This is a genomic window from Croceibacter sp. (assembly GCF_002716225.1).
Taxonomy (GTDB): domain Bacteria; phylum Bacteroidota; class Bacteroidia; order Flavobacteriales; family Flavobacteriaceae; genus Croceibacter; species Croceibacter atlanticus.
Window position 1 is genome coordinate 449,014 of the sequence record NZ_PAZX01000007.1, and the last position, 14,936, is coordinate 463,949.

Sequence of the window (14,936 nt, forward strand, 5' to 3'; positions counted from 1 at the left end):
TCGTTTTTCAAACCAATAAACCCTTTATTATTATGAAAAAATTATTTTGCCTATTAGCTTTAGGTGTAGCTTTAGTGTCCTGTGAAAATGATACTATCGAGCAGCAATCTGATGAAGTAAATATTGCTTCTGAAACTATAGACCTTTCAGATTTTTCAACTTCTAGCGATAAAAGTTTAGCTTATGATGCACCAGAGAACTCTAGAAAATGTAAGTCGATGGAAGTATTAGAAAGACAAATAAAAGAAAATCCTTCGCTTTATAATAAAATGCTTGCCATAGAGCAGTTTACAAGACTTAGAAATGCTAAGAAACCAGGTGGAGGAAATGGTAATGGAAACGGAAACGGTAATGGCGGAACTGATGGTGGAGGTTCTACTCCAACTGAAGATAACTTAGGGACACTAAATATTCCTGTTATAGTTCACGTTATTTATAATAATGCTAATGAAAATATAAGCGCACAGCAAATAGACTCTCAAATTGCTGTTTTAAATGAAGACTTTAGAGCAACAAATGGAGACGTAAGTCAAGTGCCTTCAGAATTTGCTGGTTTAGTGGCAGATTCAAACATCAACTTTTCATTAAGTCAAGTTATACGTGTAGCATCCACAAGAACATCTTGGGGAACTAATGATGCTATGAAATATGCTTCTAATGGAGGATCAGATGCTGTTACACCAAATGCTGCTTTAAATATTTGGGTTTGTAATATAGGTGGAGGAATATTAGGTTATGCTCAATTTCCAGGAGGAAACTCTAATACAGATGGTGTTGTAGTTTCACCACAGTATTTTGGTACTACAGGTTTTGTTTCTTCTCCATTTGATGGTGGTAGAACAGCTACTCATGAAGTTGGTCATTGGTTAAACTTAAGACACATTTGGGGAGATGGTAGATGTAGACAAGATGATTTTGTTGCAGATACACCATCGTCTGATGCACCTAACTACGGTTGCCCTTCATACCCTACTGTTAACTGTAGGTCTAATGACATGACTATGAACTATATGGATTATGTTAATGATGATTGTATGTATATGTTTTCACAAGGTCAAAAAGAACGTATGAGAGCATTATTTGCTAGTGGTGGTCCTAGAGCTACGTTTGTAAATTAATTTAAAATTTATATAACTTAAACCGCTTAAGAGATTAAGCGGTTTTTTATTTTATTATGGTTTTTAACGAACATCAAAATTTTAACCAATGGTGGCTTTGGATTTTACTATTAGTTATTTCTGTTGTTTTTGGCTATGCTATAATTCAACAAGAAGTTTTTAATACGCCTTTTGGAGATAAGCCAGCACCTACTTGGGTGTTAATCTTAATCGTAGTTTTATTAGGAGGCTTAGGTTTGCTTTTAAAAGCATTTATTTTAAAAACAAAGATAAATTCTGAAGAGATTTCATTTAGTTTCAAACCTTTGGTATCTCGTAAGTACACTTGGAGTGAAATTAAAACTATTAAAGTTATAGATTACGGCTTTGTAGGAGGTTGGGGCATAAGACTAGCCACAAAATATGGAACAGTTTATAATATTAAGGGATCAAAAGGGCTACTAGTTACTTTGATTAACAAGAAACAGTTTGTAATAGGAACTCAAAAACCAGAAGTTTTAAAAGCGTATTTAATCAGGTTGTCTGAAACTAATACGGTTGTTAAATCTTCTTTACATAATCTGTGATAATTACTATCTGTTGGCCGTCAACCTTGCCTTCAATATACTTTTCATTTTCGTGGTCTAAAGAAATTCGCCTTACTGCAGCACCTTGTTTGGCTACAAGACTACTTCCTTTTACCTTTAAATCTTTAATAAGTACAACACTATCGCCTGCTTGTAATACTACACCATTACTATCCCTATGTACAAGTTGATTGCTAGTGTCTACACCATCACCTTCAGCTTTTGCCCAAGCTAATTGATCTTCCTCCATATACATCATATCTATTAAATCTTGTGGCCAACCTTCTGCCTTAAGTCGTTGTAACATTCTGTAAGCCATAACTTGTACTGCAGGAACGGTACTCCACATAGAGTCGTTAAGACAGCGCCAATGGTTAGGATCTCTTTGGTCTGGGTTTTCTATTTGAGAGTTACAGGTATTACAAATCAAAATAGCAGCTTCTTCACCATCTTTAGGAGATGACGGTACATTATAAACGCCTAACTTTTCTGAAGAACCACAAAGTTCACATTGGTTATTGCTGCGCTGCTGTAATACTCTTTCTACACTCATTTTTTGTTTATTTATGGTGCAAAGGTAACCCAACCTCATTAATCAATGTGATTTCGAAACGATATAAAATTCAAGAGAGGTTTAATTTTAGAGAACTATAGTCTAACAGCTCTAAAATTATTTATCAGAATACACCTTTATAGGTTCTGTAATCTTTGGAGATTTAACAGGTGGTTTTGCTATTGCGGTTTGATTTTTCCTGCGTATATGTTTACAATAATATGAAAACAGCTCATTAGCATCTGCTCCTAGCCATTTTTTTACATATATAGTCCAGAAGTGATATTGTACATACCAAACACCACGTTCTTCATATAACCTGGCAGACGATTGTAACTTTTTATTAATGACAACAAACTCTTTGCGCTCATATAATTCATTAATTAAAATATTGTCTTCATAGATGATAAAAGATTCATCAAAACCTCCAATTTCATTAAATAAAGCTCTTGTTATAAATTGACTTTGATCTCCGCCACGACACGCACGCCAGCTAAATTGCGTTAGCCAACTTGCTAAACGTAACCACCAATGGTTGTTATCAAACTGCATTCTAAAACAACCAGCAAGATTGTCTTTCTGTATTTCCTCTATTATGTAAGTGTCAAAATGCTTAGGAGGAAATGAGTCTGCGTGTAAGAAATAAAGTACGTCTCCTTTTGAGTTTTTAGCGCCTGTATTCATTTGTTTAGCTCTCCCTTTTTCAGATGGTATAAGTTGAATCTTATAGCCATCAGCAAAAAAATTAGAAACAGCTTCTTGGGTGCCATCTGTACTGCCACCATCTATTACAGAAATATCTGTGATATTAGTTGCGGTAGAGCTATCAACTAAATGTTGAAGTAAATTTGTAATGTTATCAGCCTCGTTTAACGCTGGAATAATAATACTAAGCATATACCAAACTTACGGAAAGTATACCTTGAAAGTTTTTTAAAACCTAAAAAAACCCACTTGTTTCCGAGTGGGCTTGTAATTATTTTAAAATAAGGTGCTTATTGCTCGTTAAGATCCCAATTGTATTCCTTAAACGTAATCTCTGCATTAGGATTTATCTTGGTATCACTATACTTATTAATATATTCTGCCAAGTTTGGTTCGAAATCTTTGGTGTAAAAGCTGAAAATCTTAGATAGCTTTGGAGCATTCTCTGAAATCTCATTTTTATCTGAATTTATAAATTCATTAGTTACCAAGTCTAACTGTTCGTTTATTTTTCCAGCAGTATATGCTTCATCTAAAAGTTTTGGGCAAGAATATGATGCACAGTTAATAGCAAAATGAATTCTAGGCTCATTCATTTTTCTTAACACACCGTTTTCAAGAGATCCCAAGGATAGCATACTCCCATCAATTGGAATAAATGCATTGGTAAAAGCACCATTTATATCTTGTATACTATTTGTTGGATAATTTCTCAAAATTAAATCAACCGTATAGGCATTATAAGTATTTATGTAATAGGCAAGTAGTTCTTGTACAGACCAATTGCTGTTAGGTTTGTAAGATTGGAGTGTGTTTAAATAACTGTCTAAGGCAGCTCTGTCGTTTTTAAAACCTTTATAGTCTACAAAACCTGCTTTGTTTACGTATTTCTTTAAAAGGGCATCCCATTCGCTGTGGTCTACATTTACTTGAGAATTTGCAGTGGTAGACATTAAATCTCCATCTACCTTCTTAGTTGGTTGTCCTTGGCTTGTTAAACCTGCAGCACCAATTAGTGCGCAACTTTGCAATCCAGATACTGTTATGGCTATTATTAAGAATTTGAATATTAACTTCATTTGGTTTGTGTTTTGGTTAAAGGATAAAATTCCTGTTTAATAAAATCTTTAGGAAAACGCTCATCACCATCAAAACCTAATTCAATATCACGACCGTCTTCTGGAATATGGTTGGTACCAAAAAGGTAATCCCATATACTAAGAGTAAGTCCGTAATTAACACCATACTTTACATGTTTTGGCAAAACTTTAGCATGATGCCATATGTGCATCTTAGGATTATTAAAAATATATTTTAAAGGGCCATAGTCCCAACCAAGATTTGCGTGATTTAAATGGCCAACTGAAAGTGCAAAGAAGTGCACAATGGCAACATCTGCAGCATCAAAACCACCAATTAAAGCAATAGGAATATACAGTGCAGATTTATAAACTACAGGTTCCATCCAATGGTAGCGTAAATGAGCAGCAAAGCCCATTTCTTTTACAGAATGGTGTAGTTTATGAAAATTCCATAGAAAAGGAACTCGGTGTAAAAGGCGGTGCACATTCCATTGTGTGAAATCTGAAATTAAAAAGAAAATAAGTAATCCTACGCCATAAGGAAGCGCATCCACATCAAATAACTGTGCGCTTTCCAAACTAACTCCAAAGAGACTTAAGAAATTATCAAAAAGTAACGCTACAGTGTTGGAAAGTGCGATGAACACAATTAAATTCAATAAAAAGAAATTAAAGAACATATAAAATGTATCTAGCCAGAAGTCTTTTCTGAATATTTTTTGGTTCTTACGCCAAGGAAATAAAACTTCTAAACCCCAAACCACTAAAGAGACTATTATTAATCCATAAAAATAGTTATCCCATTTATTGTAACTCGTGATTTCTGAGAGGAGATAGTTCCAATATCCCGAATAGGAGTCTTGTATGGTCTGTAAAATATCATTCATAAGCCTTGCAAAAGTAGTCGAAATCTTACCTAAATCATTTCAATTGTAAATACGATTTATTAATAGTTAGATATTGAAACGCTATGGTTTTAATATCGTATTTAAATAACAACCACATTTGTATTGAAACTTTTTACACTATTCTTTTTATTTCTCACAACGACCATAGTTGGGCAAAACCAAATTTCCAAAAAGGGGTTGATTTATCATAATAATGAACCACTTGCTAACTGTAAAATTATAAACAGCACAGCAAACTTTACTACAGTTTATTCTGACACCAATGGTTTCTTTGAGATTTCTGTAGCGCTTAATGACACTTTACAATACATATACTCCAATGAACTTGTAAAGACACAGATTATAACAAAAGAGGTTATAGAAAAAGAATGGTTAGAGATTAACATTTTACAAGGTATAAATATGTTAGATGAGGTTGTTTTAGCGCATAGGAAAGATTTAAATGCAGTGTCTTTAGGAATTAGTAAACCTGGTATTATGCAACCTACAGTTTTTGAAAGACGGTTGTTAACTGCAGGCGATTTTAAACCAATACATCTTTTAGGCTTACTAGGCGGCTCTTTGCAAATAGACCCTATACTAAATGCTATAAATGGAAAAACTAAAAAATTAAAGAAATTGGTAGCTTTTGAGAGAGTTGCTGCCGATGTAGAATACCTTGAGAAAAAGTATTTACTCTTTATGATGTCTAAATTTAAAATTGATAAAGCAAAGGCAACCTCATTCTTTGTATATGTGGCAGAAGAACAATATTTGAGAAACTTAATTTCTGAAGAAAACGACTCTGGAATTAAATTTTATCTAATAGATAAATTTGCCGTATTTAAATCTTTTGGAAACTAAAAAGAGCCTCATTACAGAGACTCTTTTTTAAAAAATTATAATACTTAGCAACAACCGCCACCATCATAATGATAGGTAGACTCGCTAAAGTAAATGTCATCTCTGCCTAAAGCTTTTAATGCAGCAGCTGTTTTGTCGCAAATTGCTAACGGCTGATTTTTTAATAAAATATGGCCTTTTTTGTCATCAAAATAATCGTCTTTACCGTAGTAAATGGCTGCTTTACCTGTAAATACACAAGGACCATCTTCTGGCATTGGGTCTTTAATTGCTGCAACTTCAATAGACTCTATGTAAATTAACTCGTCTGTAGGGTATGCGCCAGGATTTAAGATGCGGTATGGTTTTCTTGCTCTAATTTCGATTGTGCCAAAACCTACATCTGTTAAAGCTTTTACGTATTCTTTTATTGGTAAACTACCACTAAGGCATAAAGCTCTAAGACGTTCGTCATTACGTAGAGTTTCATTCATGTCTTGCTCGCAAGTAGGATCACTCATTACAAGTTTGCCATGTGGTTTTAATACACGGTACATTTCTTTAATGGCACGTGTTAAATCTTCGGCCTTAAAAATATTGAATAAGCAATTTTGTGCAGCCACATCTATACTGTTGTCCTCAACTGGTAAGTTTAGCGCATCTCCTTTTTTAAGGTCTACAAACTCACTTTTAAACCAATCGTTCTGTTCTTCGGCAATCTTAAAGTTTTTGCGAGAAGCTTCAAGCATTTCATCAACAACATCAATACCAACGACACCATTTTTTTGACGGTTAAAATATGAGAATTGTAATAACTCCATACCGCCACCAACACCTACGTAAAGCATTTTAGGGTTATTAGACAAATCGCGAGCGTGAACAGTACTTCCGCAGCCGTAGTTCATCTCCTGCATGATTTTTGGAATTTTTAAACCTGGTAATTCCCAAATAGGATTTGTAGTACAACATAATCCTACATCTGGTGTTATTGCTGCTTCCTTGTAAACATCATGTGTGGTATCTAAATAACTCATAGTTGTAACCTTGTTTTAAATTGTAGTTTGACTAATGCGTGAAGGATTGAGGCTTTGTTGAAGCTCTTTTGCTTTTTTGCAAAAAGCGACTGCCGAAAGCCTGACCTTTAGGGCACGCCATACGCTTATAATGTCTTAATTAATTCTGTAAATAATGTGATCATATGTGGTTCTGCTTTTTCTGCCATCGCTATGATTTCTGAAATATCTACAGGTTTTAAATTGTCTGGGTCACACTCGTCTGTTAATACAGAAACGGCTGCGACTGGTAAGTTTAGGTGGTTTGCCACTATAATTTCTGGAACAGTGCTCATTCCTACTGCATCTGCACCGATAATCTTTAAGTAACGGTATTCTGCTCTAGTTTCTAGCTGAGGTCCGAATACAGAAGCGTAAACGCCTTTATGTAAATTAATATCTTTAGATGCCGCAATTTTCTCGATTGTTGCACTCATGGTTTTGTCATAAGGAGCGCTCATATCTACAAAACGTTCTCCCATTTTTTCTACACCTTTAAAAGCAAGAGGAGAGCCACCTTGTAGGTTTATATGATCATCTATCAACATCATCTCACCTTTCTTAAAACTGGTGTTTATAGCGCCAGAGGCATTACTTACCAATAGGTGTTTAATGCCCAACTCGTGCATAACACGAACAGGATAGGTTACATCTGTTAATGTGTAACCTTCATATAAATGAAAACGACCTTGCATTACAATTACATTCTTACCTTCTAAAGTGCCGTAAATAAGTTTGCCTTTATGAAACTCAACAGTAGCAGTTGGAAAGTTAGGAATATGGTTATAACTAACTTCGTGCTGTATGTCTATATGGTCTAATATTTTACTTAAACCAGTTCCTAGAATGATACCCACATCTGGAGCAGTAAATCCTTTACTTTTTAAATATTCTGAAGTTTCTTCTATATATGCTTTCATAGTCTATTGAAAATCTTTGTCTAAATAATTTGGTAAAAATTGCTGAAACGCGTCTACATGTTTAATGTCACTAAAGTAATCTACATCATTTCGTTCTGCTAATACTTTTACATTGGTGTCTTCTAAATCTTTTAAAGTGTTTGCCAGCACAGTATCTGTACCCCAAGTTTTGTTAGTGAAGACTTTAGTTTGCAAGCTACGCATTCCTAATAAATAATATCCACCATCTTCTGCAGGTCCTACAACCGCATCATGGTTTTTTAATGCAGAAAACGCCTCTTCTAAATCTTCTTGACTCATATCATACATATCACTTCCTATAATGATAATGTTTTTATAGCCATCTTTAAAACCTTGTTCAAATGCATGTTGCATACGTATACCTAGGTCTTCACCTTCTTGTTGGTACTTGGTGTATATAGTTTCATCCCAAATATCATTTTCTCTCACTTTTACAGAATAATATACAGCTTTATTTACATCTAACTGTTTAGTTATTGAAACTGTATGATCTAATAAGAATTTGTAAATTTTGAGGGCAGACTCATCTCCAACAGTTTTGGCTAAACGGGTTTTACATTTGCCCAACTCAGGATTTCTAGTAAATATTAAGAGAAGGTTTTCAGATTTAGTATTGGTCATTAGTGTGTAATCTTGTAAGCGCTATTTTTATAAATAACTTATTTATGTTTAATATACTTTATCTCCAGTTTTTAAATACTTTCCCCATACTTTAGAAAATACATGAACCTTATTTGTTTTCTTGCTTAAACTATCAACTACTGTAAAGCCAGCATCTTTCCAGGCAAAAATACTACCATATAAATTCTGTATATTGGTATAGCCTTTATTGCTTAGCTTTTCGCCAAAAGTCTCACTCCTAATACCAACAGAGCAATACACTACAATAGGTTTAGATTTTGAAATAGATAATGTATTTAAAATAGAGTCGTTTGGCTGTTCACCAACCCAAACGGCATTTGGTAAATGGCTAACTAAAAACTCCTGTTTTTTTCTTGTATCGAGAATAGTATAAGTATCCTCATCCATTTTAAGTTCTTGCACAGAAATGTATGGAATACTACGTGTATTATATTGCTCCAAAAGTGCATCTATATTTTTTTGGGCCAACATTGAGCCAGCAGAAAAAAATAATAGCGAAACCAGAATAAGAGTTTTCATAATTTTAGAAAATACCAGACTAAACTAAAAAGCTTTTCGACTAAGTTTAAGAGTGCCTTTATGCTACAGTACCTTGGCAGCTACTACCAGCACCAGCAGTACAACCATAGCAATGTTGTGAGATAATTATGTTTCTGTCATTAAGTAAATCTTCATTGTAATCTGAAACGTGTTTAACTTTACTAGCAACCTTTAAGCCAAGCATTTGGTTAAAATCACAATCATACAACCAACCATCCCAACTAATTGAAATTGTATTAGTACACATCACATTTTCAACTGCTGCAGGATTATAGGCATCAACTAATTGATACATGTAATCTTCATAATTTTCTGAAGCTATTAGATAGTCTAAGAAACGCGCAATAGGTAAGTTAGTGATAGCAAAAAGATTGTGAAACTGTATGTTAAAATCTTCAAGCAACGCCTTTTTAAAATCTTTCTCCATAGCAGCTTGATCGCCTGGTAAAAAGGCTCCACTAGGGTTATAAACAAGGTCTAAGCGTAAATCGCTTCCTGGCATACCATAGCCACGCTCATTTAGTTCTTGCAGCGCTTTAATAGATTTATCGAAAACACCATCACCACGTTGTTTGTCTGTCTTACCACGAGTCCAGTGTGGCATAGAGGATATTACGTGAACATTGTGTGCTTTAAAAAAGTCTGGAAGGTCATAATATTTTTTGTTTGCACGAATAATGGTAAGGTTACTACGTACAATAAAATCTTTAATACCAGCTTTTGAAGCCTCTTCAACAAACCAACGAAAATTTGGGTTCATTTCTGGGGCGCCACCAGTTAGGTCTAACGTATGTGCTCCTGTAGTTTTAATAATTTCAAGACATTGTTTCATAGTCTCGACCGTCATAATTTCCTTACGGTCTGGTCCAGCATCTACGTGACAGTGTTCACAAACCTGATTACACATATACCCTAAATTCATCTGTAAAATCTCAAGGGTTTTTGGGCGTAAAGGGAACTGGTTTATTTCAGAAATTTTTTCTTTAAAAGTTGGCAATTCACCACTTTGAAAAATTCCGTTTGAAAGTATTTCTAACTGTCTGTTTGCATTTGCTAATTCGCTGTCTTGTTTCTTTAGAGACTTAGTCGCCATTCAATATAATATTTAAGATGAGAGTTTAGTGTTTTAAACTCACAGAGCTATTTAAAAATTCAGTTTTAAAAGATTTTAGAATTAAAAATCTTAGTGAGAAAGTTTCTCATATTTATTCATCATCTGTACACCATGAACTAGTGTTGCGCCACTCTCAATAGCAGCACCAACATGAACAGACTCCATCATTTCTTCTTTGGTAATACCACGCTGTAAGCCATCTTTAGTATATGCATCTATACAATAAGGACACTTAACAACATGTGAAACAGCTAATGCAATTAAAGATTTTTCTCTCGCAGATAATGCGCCTTCCTCAAATACTTTACCGTAATAATCAAAAAATTTTGTACCTAGCTCTTCGCTCCATTCTGTAATTTTTCCAAATTTTCTTAGGTCTGCTGGGTCGTAATATGTTTTGTTCATGATCTATATTTTTGCCTAAATATAAGTATTAATCGTTATTAACTATAGATACTTACGAGGAACTTGGCATTATAGTTTTTTAAAATAGAAAAGCGTTCCTACAAATTGTAAGAACGCTTTAAGGCTATTTAAATAAATAGAATTGGGATTATTTTTTAATCTGAAGTTTAGTTACAAAAGAATTTCCTTTTGCAGTTGCCTTAACAATATAAAGCCCTTCAGATAAATTACCTGTTTGGATAGTGTCTTGAGTAGAAATGTTTGACTGCTTAAGAATTAACCTTCCGTTCATGTCATAAACCTCTAAAGTATCTAATGCCTGTGTTACGCTAAATCCTTGTGTTGCAGGATTAGGGTAAACAGAAAGTAAAGAAGGTTGTGACACGTCTTGAGTACTCAAGCTATTAGCTTCATTAGCATACACGTAAAACTGACCTGGTTCTAAACTTATCTCATTAGCTGTGTTTGTTACCTCTATAGTTTCATTAGTTAGCATATTATACCAAGTTCCTGTTTCTTGAAATGTTGGATTTATACTTTGTGTGGTAATTCCAAAGTTTCCTAAAACAGTGACATACCTTATAGAGTTTCCTGTAGCATTAGTGTCTTCTAGCTGTATTTTCTTTAAACCATTTGCGTTACCAACATCTAATGTAAAGGTTGTAGTTTTAAAAATTGGCTCTGCCAATTTTAACGCTATTAATTGAGACCATGTGTTATAAAGATCTACTCTATTTTGATCATTTAGAAAGTCCCAACCGTCTGGTTTTTCGTCCAGCTTACATTGGTCATTACCATAAGGTGTAGGCAACGTACCGTTAGAGCACGTAAAAATGCTTGTTTCATAACCAAGTTCTCCAAATTGCCATATCATCTTAGGACCTGGAACCGTAAAAAAGAACGCTCCTGCAGCTTCTAAACGGTCTAAAGCCGTTGGTAAGTCTGTTGCATCATAACTCGCATTAGAATTTCCGAAAGCTAAATTTTTATAGTTAAGACGTTCTTCGTCATGACTTTCCATATAACTTACTTGAGTTGGTGCGGTAAAATTGTTATTTATATAAGATACACCACTAATATTATTCTCTGTATTATAACCCATTGTACTTTGGTTATAAGGGTTTGTCAATTTATTCCAGGTCATAATACCTTTTCCTTCATCTAAGCGATAGTTACCCCATTCTATTTCTTCTTGTCTTGAACCTCCATTTCCTAAATGCTCAAAAATGATAAGAAAATCTTCATCTACATCCCATTGTGCATCTGCATATAGTTTTAAAACATCTACGCGGTCTTGGTTATAGCTGTTTGTACAGCCTTCATCACCTTCGCAATTTTGTGTAAATCCTTTAGTTAAGTCCCAACGCATACCATCTATCTTGTATTCTTCTATCCAATATTGAGCGGTTTGCATTACATATTGTCTTGTAGCATTGCTACTATGGTCAAAATCATTAAATACATTGTAAGAGTGCTGTGCAACTTGGTTAAAATATGGACTTTCTGCAGTTGCTTGACCACCATAACAACCATTGCAATTGTTATACATTCTGTATAATGGGTTTTGTCCTGTTGCTTGGTTGTAAACTACATCAAGAATAATTGCCATTCCTCTAGCGTGTGCCTCATCTACCAGTTCTTTAAATTTATCTGGTGTTCCATACGCCTTGTCTAGTGCCATGTGAAATTGTGGATTGTAACCCCAACTTATGTTTCCATCAAACTCAGAAACTGGCATTAATTCAATGGCGTTTATCCCTAATGTTTCTAGATAATCTAGACGATCTATAACATCCTGAAAGTTTTTATTGTCATCAAAATCTCTTACAAGTAGCTCATAAACCACTAAATCTTCTTTTGCAGGCTTTTCGAAATTGTCTATTTGCCACGTGTATTCTGATGCTCCTGGAATGACCCAACTAATTGCATCTTGTGTTTTGTCTGATGGATAATCAGGAATGTTAGGAAACGTGCTTTCTGGAATAAACACATCGTTGTTTGGTGTAAGTACTAGAGTAGAGTAAGGGTCTGCTATCGTAATTTCAGTATCAATTAGATATTGAAACAAAAGATTTTCTCCAGGCGTTTGGTTGTTTAATGTAATCCAATGTTTGTCTTGAGCTTCATCAAAATTTAATAAATAGTCATTGCTTAGTGCCCAATCTGTATCATTAAAATTACCAATAAGGTGTACATAGTCCTTGTTAGGTGCATAAAGTACTAAAGTAACAGATGTGTTATCTTCTGAAATGTTTATACCATCTTTCATTCCTGCAGGTACGGCAGCTAACGTAGGGTTGGGTGTTAATAAAACTTGAAATGTTTCACTAAGTGTTTCATTAGTGTCTGGATTTGTTGCAACCAATTCAAAATTTGAATCTTCTGAAACAATTACATCATATGTATATGTAGATAGTCCATTTTGAGTATCTGTACTAGTACCATTAACAAAGAGCTCGTAATTTGCATTAACACCCGTTTCAGCTTGAATACTTAATGTGTTTCCGGCATCTATAAATGAAACTGCTTCTGTAGGATTGTTAAGGTTTAATCCAAATACACCAACATTAAATATAAAATCTCCTGTTTGGCTAGCGCCATTTTGGCTTTTAGCAAGCACGCCGATTCGATCTATATTGGTAGAATTATAAAACTGCGTAGGGTCTGAAATTACATAAGAATATGTACCATCACCATTGTTGGTAAATTGAGCTTCAGCTGGTGAATTACCAAAACCACCACTACCAGTTACTGGAGAGTTGGTTGCAGCATCACTGTTAGGCTCATAAAACCAAGCCCATAAATATACATCTGAGGTTCCCCATTGTTGTTGTACATCTATACCTGATAATGTGATTGTAATTTCATCTGTTTGGTTAAAAGATGCAGGTGTAATTGTGATGTTTTGTGCTGAAAGCGTCATCACCATTAAAACTGCTAAAAATGTAAAGATTGATTTCATAGAAATGTTTTAAGATAAAAAAGGCTGTGAGTTACCACAGCCTTTAAAAATTAGTTTCAGATTATAACAAATTCAAAGAAAACTGATAATTTCTAGGATTGCTTAAGTCTAATATAACTTCATATGTTCCTGCCTCGCTAACAGACATATTGGTAGAGCTGTTAAACTCTAACGTACCGTCTGACGCTAAACCAAAGTTAGTGCCCCAATCGTCATTAGCTCTAAACTTAAATTCACCTACAGATAAATCTAACGTAATAGACCAAGTTCTTGAAGCTCTGTCAAAAGTTAGATCCATATCTTGGCTCCAGCCAGAATCATCTCCAGTAGTAGCAAATCCTATAATACCCCAATCTGTTTTTTGTGCAGAGTAAGTAAGATCTGTTGTATTAGCATTTACTAGGTAGTAGCCTTCTCCATCTGGTGTGGCACAATTTCCTTCGCCATCTGCAGTAAGTTGTTGTGTGTAAGCTAAACTTCCTGAAGCATCACCATAATCTACATTTCCCCACGCAAAATTTCCATCTGCATCTGGTGTTACAAATTTGTATTCTGTAGTTAAGTACACAAAGCCTTCATAATCGGTTTCTCCAGTTGTACTAGCTTCTAAATAAGGTACAAACGCCACGTTTTCATTTTCGTCAGGATTCCACTGTCCAAAACTAGGATCTCCACCATCTTGGTGAGGTCCTGGAACTGCCAATCGAGGTCCGTTTAATGGAACATATGTGGTAACAGATACTGTTTGTAGGTTAGAGGTTCTTTCTAGAACACCAGTTTCTGTAGTGATTGTTGCCAATAGTCTAAAATCTAAATCTCCTGTTTCTCCTGCTTCTATACCACTTAAATTAGCAATAGTATTTAACGATTGGTGTGTTAAAGCAAAAGACGTCGTGAAGTTATCGTCATTAGAATTTGCTGTTATTTCTTGAGGTGCTGTAAACTCAGTGCCACCTAAAGTAGCTTGTAATGTATAGTTTACAGAGACTGTCGCGCCTTCCGTATCAAAATCTTCAAATGCAATAGTTGCAGCTGTATCTTCCAATGTAGAGTTATCTAAAACTATGCTTGAGCCTTCCACAGGAGCATTTAATTCTGGATCTGCTTCAACATAAGTTGTTGCTGTATATATTAAAGCTTCTGTGTTTCCTGAAGCACTTTCTCCTCTTAAGTAAAATGTAAACTCCTTAAATGGTTCTGCGCCTATTTCTAAAAGCGTTGTATTTAAGTTAGCAACACTTACAGTAAAGCTACTGGTTTGTGTTGTTCCTAAAGTTACCGTAGATGTAAACTCAGGATCTGCAGAAAGTACAATAGAAAAAGGACCTTCTTCATCTCCAGTAAAAGTTACTGTTGTTGCTGGGTTTTCTGGGTAAGAAAAGTTAAGACTTAAGTTAGAGACATCTCCATTATTTGCTGTAAATACAGATTCTTGATCTTGTACCACTAAAGACTCATCATCTTCACAAGCTGTAAACAACATAAAGAATGCTGCTAAAAAACTAAGTTTGTATATAAATTTCATA

15 protein-coding genes are annotated in these 14,936 nt (G+C 34.6%); 3 read left to right on the plus strand and 12 right to left on the minus strand.

Features of this window, described 5'->3' with window-relative positions:
* Positions 1-32 precede the first annotated feature (32 nt).
* Together CL818_RS05785 and CL818_RS05790 are read left to right on the plus strand one after the other, a co-directional pair.
* Complete coding sequence (locus tag CL818_RS05785; RefSeq protein ID WP_013186761.1) at positions 33-1,118, plus strand: zinc metalloprotease; 1,086 nt, start codon at positions 33-35, stop codon at positions 1,116-1,118.
* Positions 1,119-1,174: 56 nt separating this feature from the next.
* Entirely contained in the window at positions 1,175-1,684 is a 510-nt protein-coding gene (locus tag CL818_RS05790) for a hypothetical protein (RefSeq protein ID WP_272972631.1), read from the plus strand.
* Here CL818_RS05790 and CL818_RS05795 read toward each other — a convergent pair.
* The 4 genes from CL818_RS05795 to CL818_RS05810 form a co-directional block, all read right to left on the minus strand.
* Entirely contained in the window at positions 1,659-2,237 is a 579-nt protein-coding gene (locus tag CL818_RS05795; protein WP_272972630.1) for a PhnA domain-containing protein, read from the minus strand. The two genes, CL818_RS05790 and CL818_RS05795, sit on opposite strands and share 26 nt — an antisense overlap.
* Positions 2,238-2,354: 117 nt before the next feature.
* Entirely contained in the window at positions 2,355-3,134 is a 780-nt protein-coding gene (locus CL818_RS05800) for a TIGR04283 family arsenosugar biosynthesis glycosyltransferase (protein WP_272972629.1), read from the minus strand.
* Positions 3,135-3,232: 98 nt separating this feature from the next.
* Complete coding sequence (locus CL818_RS05805; RefSeq protein WP_272972628.1) at positions 3,233-4,021, minus strand: DUF547 domain-containing protein; 789 nt, start codon at positions 4,019-4,021, stop codon at positions 3,233-3,235.
* Positions 4,018-4,911: a sterol desaturase family protein gene (locus tag CL818_RS05810; protein WP_272972627.1), complete on the minus strand. Its 894-nt coding sequence runs from the start codon at positions 4,909-4,911 to the stop codon at positions 4,018-4,020. Before CL818_RS05810 ends, CL818_RS05805 begins: the two co-directional genes overlap by 4 nt.
* A 123-nt stretch (positions 4,912-5,034) precedes the next feature.
* Here CL818_RS05810 and CL818_RS05815 point away from each other — a divergent pair, with 123 nt between their 5' ends.
* Positions 5,035-5,775, plus strand: coding sequence for a hypothetical protein (locus tag CL818_RS05815; RefSeq protein ID WP_272972626.1), 741 nt, complete (start codon positions 5,035-5,037; stop codon positions 5,773-5,775).
* A 44-nt stretch (positions 5,776-5,819) separates the two neighbouring features.
* On the opposite strand, the gene arsM is transcribed toward CL818_RS05815, so the two are convergent.
* The 8 genes from arsM to CL818_RS05855 form a co-directional block, all read right to left on the minus strand.
* Complete coding sequence (arsM, locus tag CL818_RS05820; protein WP_272972625.1) at positions 5,820-6,788, minus strand: arsenosugar biosynthesis arsenite methyltransferase ArsM; 969 nt, start codon at positions 6,786-6,788, stop codon at positions 5,820-5,822.
* 125 nt (positions 6,789-6,913) lie between these two features.
* The gene (locus CL818_RS05825; protein WP_272972624.1) at positions 6,914-7,726 is read right to left on the minus strand and encodes a purine-nucleoside phosphorylase; all 813 of its coding nucleotides are present in this window, start codon (positions 7,724-7,726) and stop codon (positions 6,914-6,916) included.
* A gap of 3 nt (positions 7,727-7,729) precedes the next feature.
* The gene (locus CL818_RS05830; protein WP_286972209.1) at positions 7,730-8,368 is read right to left on the minus strand and encodes a TIGR04282 family arsenosugar biosynthesis glycosyltransferase; all 639 of its coding nucleotides are present in this window, start codon (positions 8,366-8,368) and stop codon (positions 7,730-7,732) included.
* A gap of 48 nt (positions 8,369-8,416) precedes the next feature.
* Entirely contained in the window at positions 8,417-8,908 is a 492-nt protein-coding gene (locus tag CL818_RS05835; protein WP_286972210.1) for a rhodanese-like domain-containing protein, read from the minus strand.
* A 58-nt stretch (positions 8,909-8,966) separates the two neighbouring features.
* Positions 8,967-10,022 carry an arsenosugar biosynthesis radical SAM (seleno)protein ArsS gene (gene arsS, locus CL818_RS05840; RefSeq protein WP_272972622.1) on the minus strand — a complete coding sequence of 352 codons (1,056 nt, stop codon included), beginning with the start codon at positions 10,020-10,022 and terminating at the stop codon, positions 8,967-8,969.
* Between the two features lie 90 nt (positions 10,023-10,112).
* The gene (locus tag CL818_RS05845) at positions 10,113-10,448 is read right to left on the minus strand and encodes an arsenosugar biosynthesis-associated peroxidase-like protein (protein WP_013186773.1); all 336 of its coding nucleotides are present in this window, start codon (positions 10,446-10,448) and stop codon (positions 10,113-10,115) included.
* Positions 10,449-10,596: 148 nt separating this feature from the next.
* A complete protein-coding gene (locus CL818_RS05850) occupies positions 10,597-13,410 on the minus strand; it encodes an alpha-amylase family glycosyl hydrolase (protein ID WP_286972213.1) in 2,814 nt (937 codons plus the stop codon).
* Between the two features lie 61 nt (positions 13,411-13,471).
* A complete protein-coding gene (locus tag CL818_RS05855) occupies positions 13,472-14,935 on the minus strand; it encodes a SusE domain-containing protein (RefSeq protein WP_272972620.1) in 1,464 nt (487 codons plus the stop codon).
* Between the last annotated feature and the right edge of the window lies 1 nt (position 14,936).

What these genes read in the sequence shown, in the direction of transcription:
- CL818_RS05785 (WP_013186761.1), top strand. Translation starts at nt 33, where the DNA reads ATGAAAAAATTATTTTGCCTATTAGCTTTAGGTGTAGCTTTAGTGTCC.
- CL818_RS05790 (WP_272972631.1), top strand. Translation starts at nt 1,175, where the DNA reads ATGGTTTTTAACGAACATCAAAATTTTAACCAATGGTGGCTTTGGATT.
- CL818_RS05795 (WP_272972630.1), bottom strand. Translation starts at nt 2,237, where the DNA reads ATGAGTGTAGAAAGAGTATTACAGCAGCGCAGCAATAACCAATGTGAA.
- CL818_RS05800 (WP_272972629.1), bottom strand. Translation starts at nt 3,134, where the DNA reads ATGCTTAGTATTATTATTCCAGCGTTAAACGAGGCTGATAACATTACA.
- CL818_RS05805 (WP_272972628.1), bottom strand. Translation starts at nt 4,021, where the DNA reads ATGAAGTTAATATTCAAATTCTTAATAATAGCCATAACAGTATCTGGA.
- CL818_RS05810 (WP_272972627.1), bottom strand. Translation starts at nt 4,911, where the DNA reads ATGAATGATATTTTACAGACCATACAAGACTCCTATTCGGGATATTGG.
- arsM (WP_272972625.1), bottom strand. Translation starts at nt 6,788, where the DNA reads ATGAGTTATTTAGATACCACACATGATGTTTACAAGGAAGCAGCAATA.
- CL818_RS05825 (WP_272972624.1), bottom strand. Translation starts at nt 7,726, where the DNA reads ATGAAAGCATATATAGAAGAAACTTCAGAATATTTAAAAAGTAAAGGA.
- CL818_RS05830 (WP_286972209.1), bottom strand. Translation starts at nt 8,368, where the DNA reads ATGACCAATACTAAATCTGAAAACCTTCTCTTAATATTTACTAGAAAT.
- CL818_RS05835 (WP_286972210.1), bottom strand. Translation starts at nt 8,908, where the DNA reads ATGAAAACTCTTATTCTGGTTTCGCTATTATTTTTTTCTGCTGGCTCA.
- arsS (WP_272972622.1), bottom strand. Translation starts at nt 10,022, where the DNA reads ATGGCGACTAAGTCTCTAAAGAAACAAGACAGCGAATTAGCAAATGCA.
- CL818_RS05845 (WP_013186773.1), bottom strand. Translation starts at nt 10,448, where the DNA reads ATGAACAAAACATATTACGACCCAGCAGACCTAAGAAAATTTGGAAAA.
- CL818_RS05850 (WP_286972213.1), bottom strand. Translation starts at nt 13,410, where the DNA reads ATGAAATCAATCTTTACATTTTTAGCAGTTTTAATGGTGATGACGCTT.
- CL818_RS05855 (WP_272972620.1), bottom strand. Translation starts at nt 14,935, where the DNA reads ATGAAATTTATATACAAACTTAGTTTTTTAGCAGCATTCTTTATGTTG.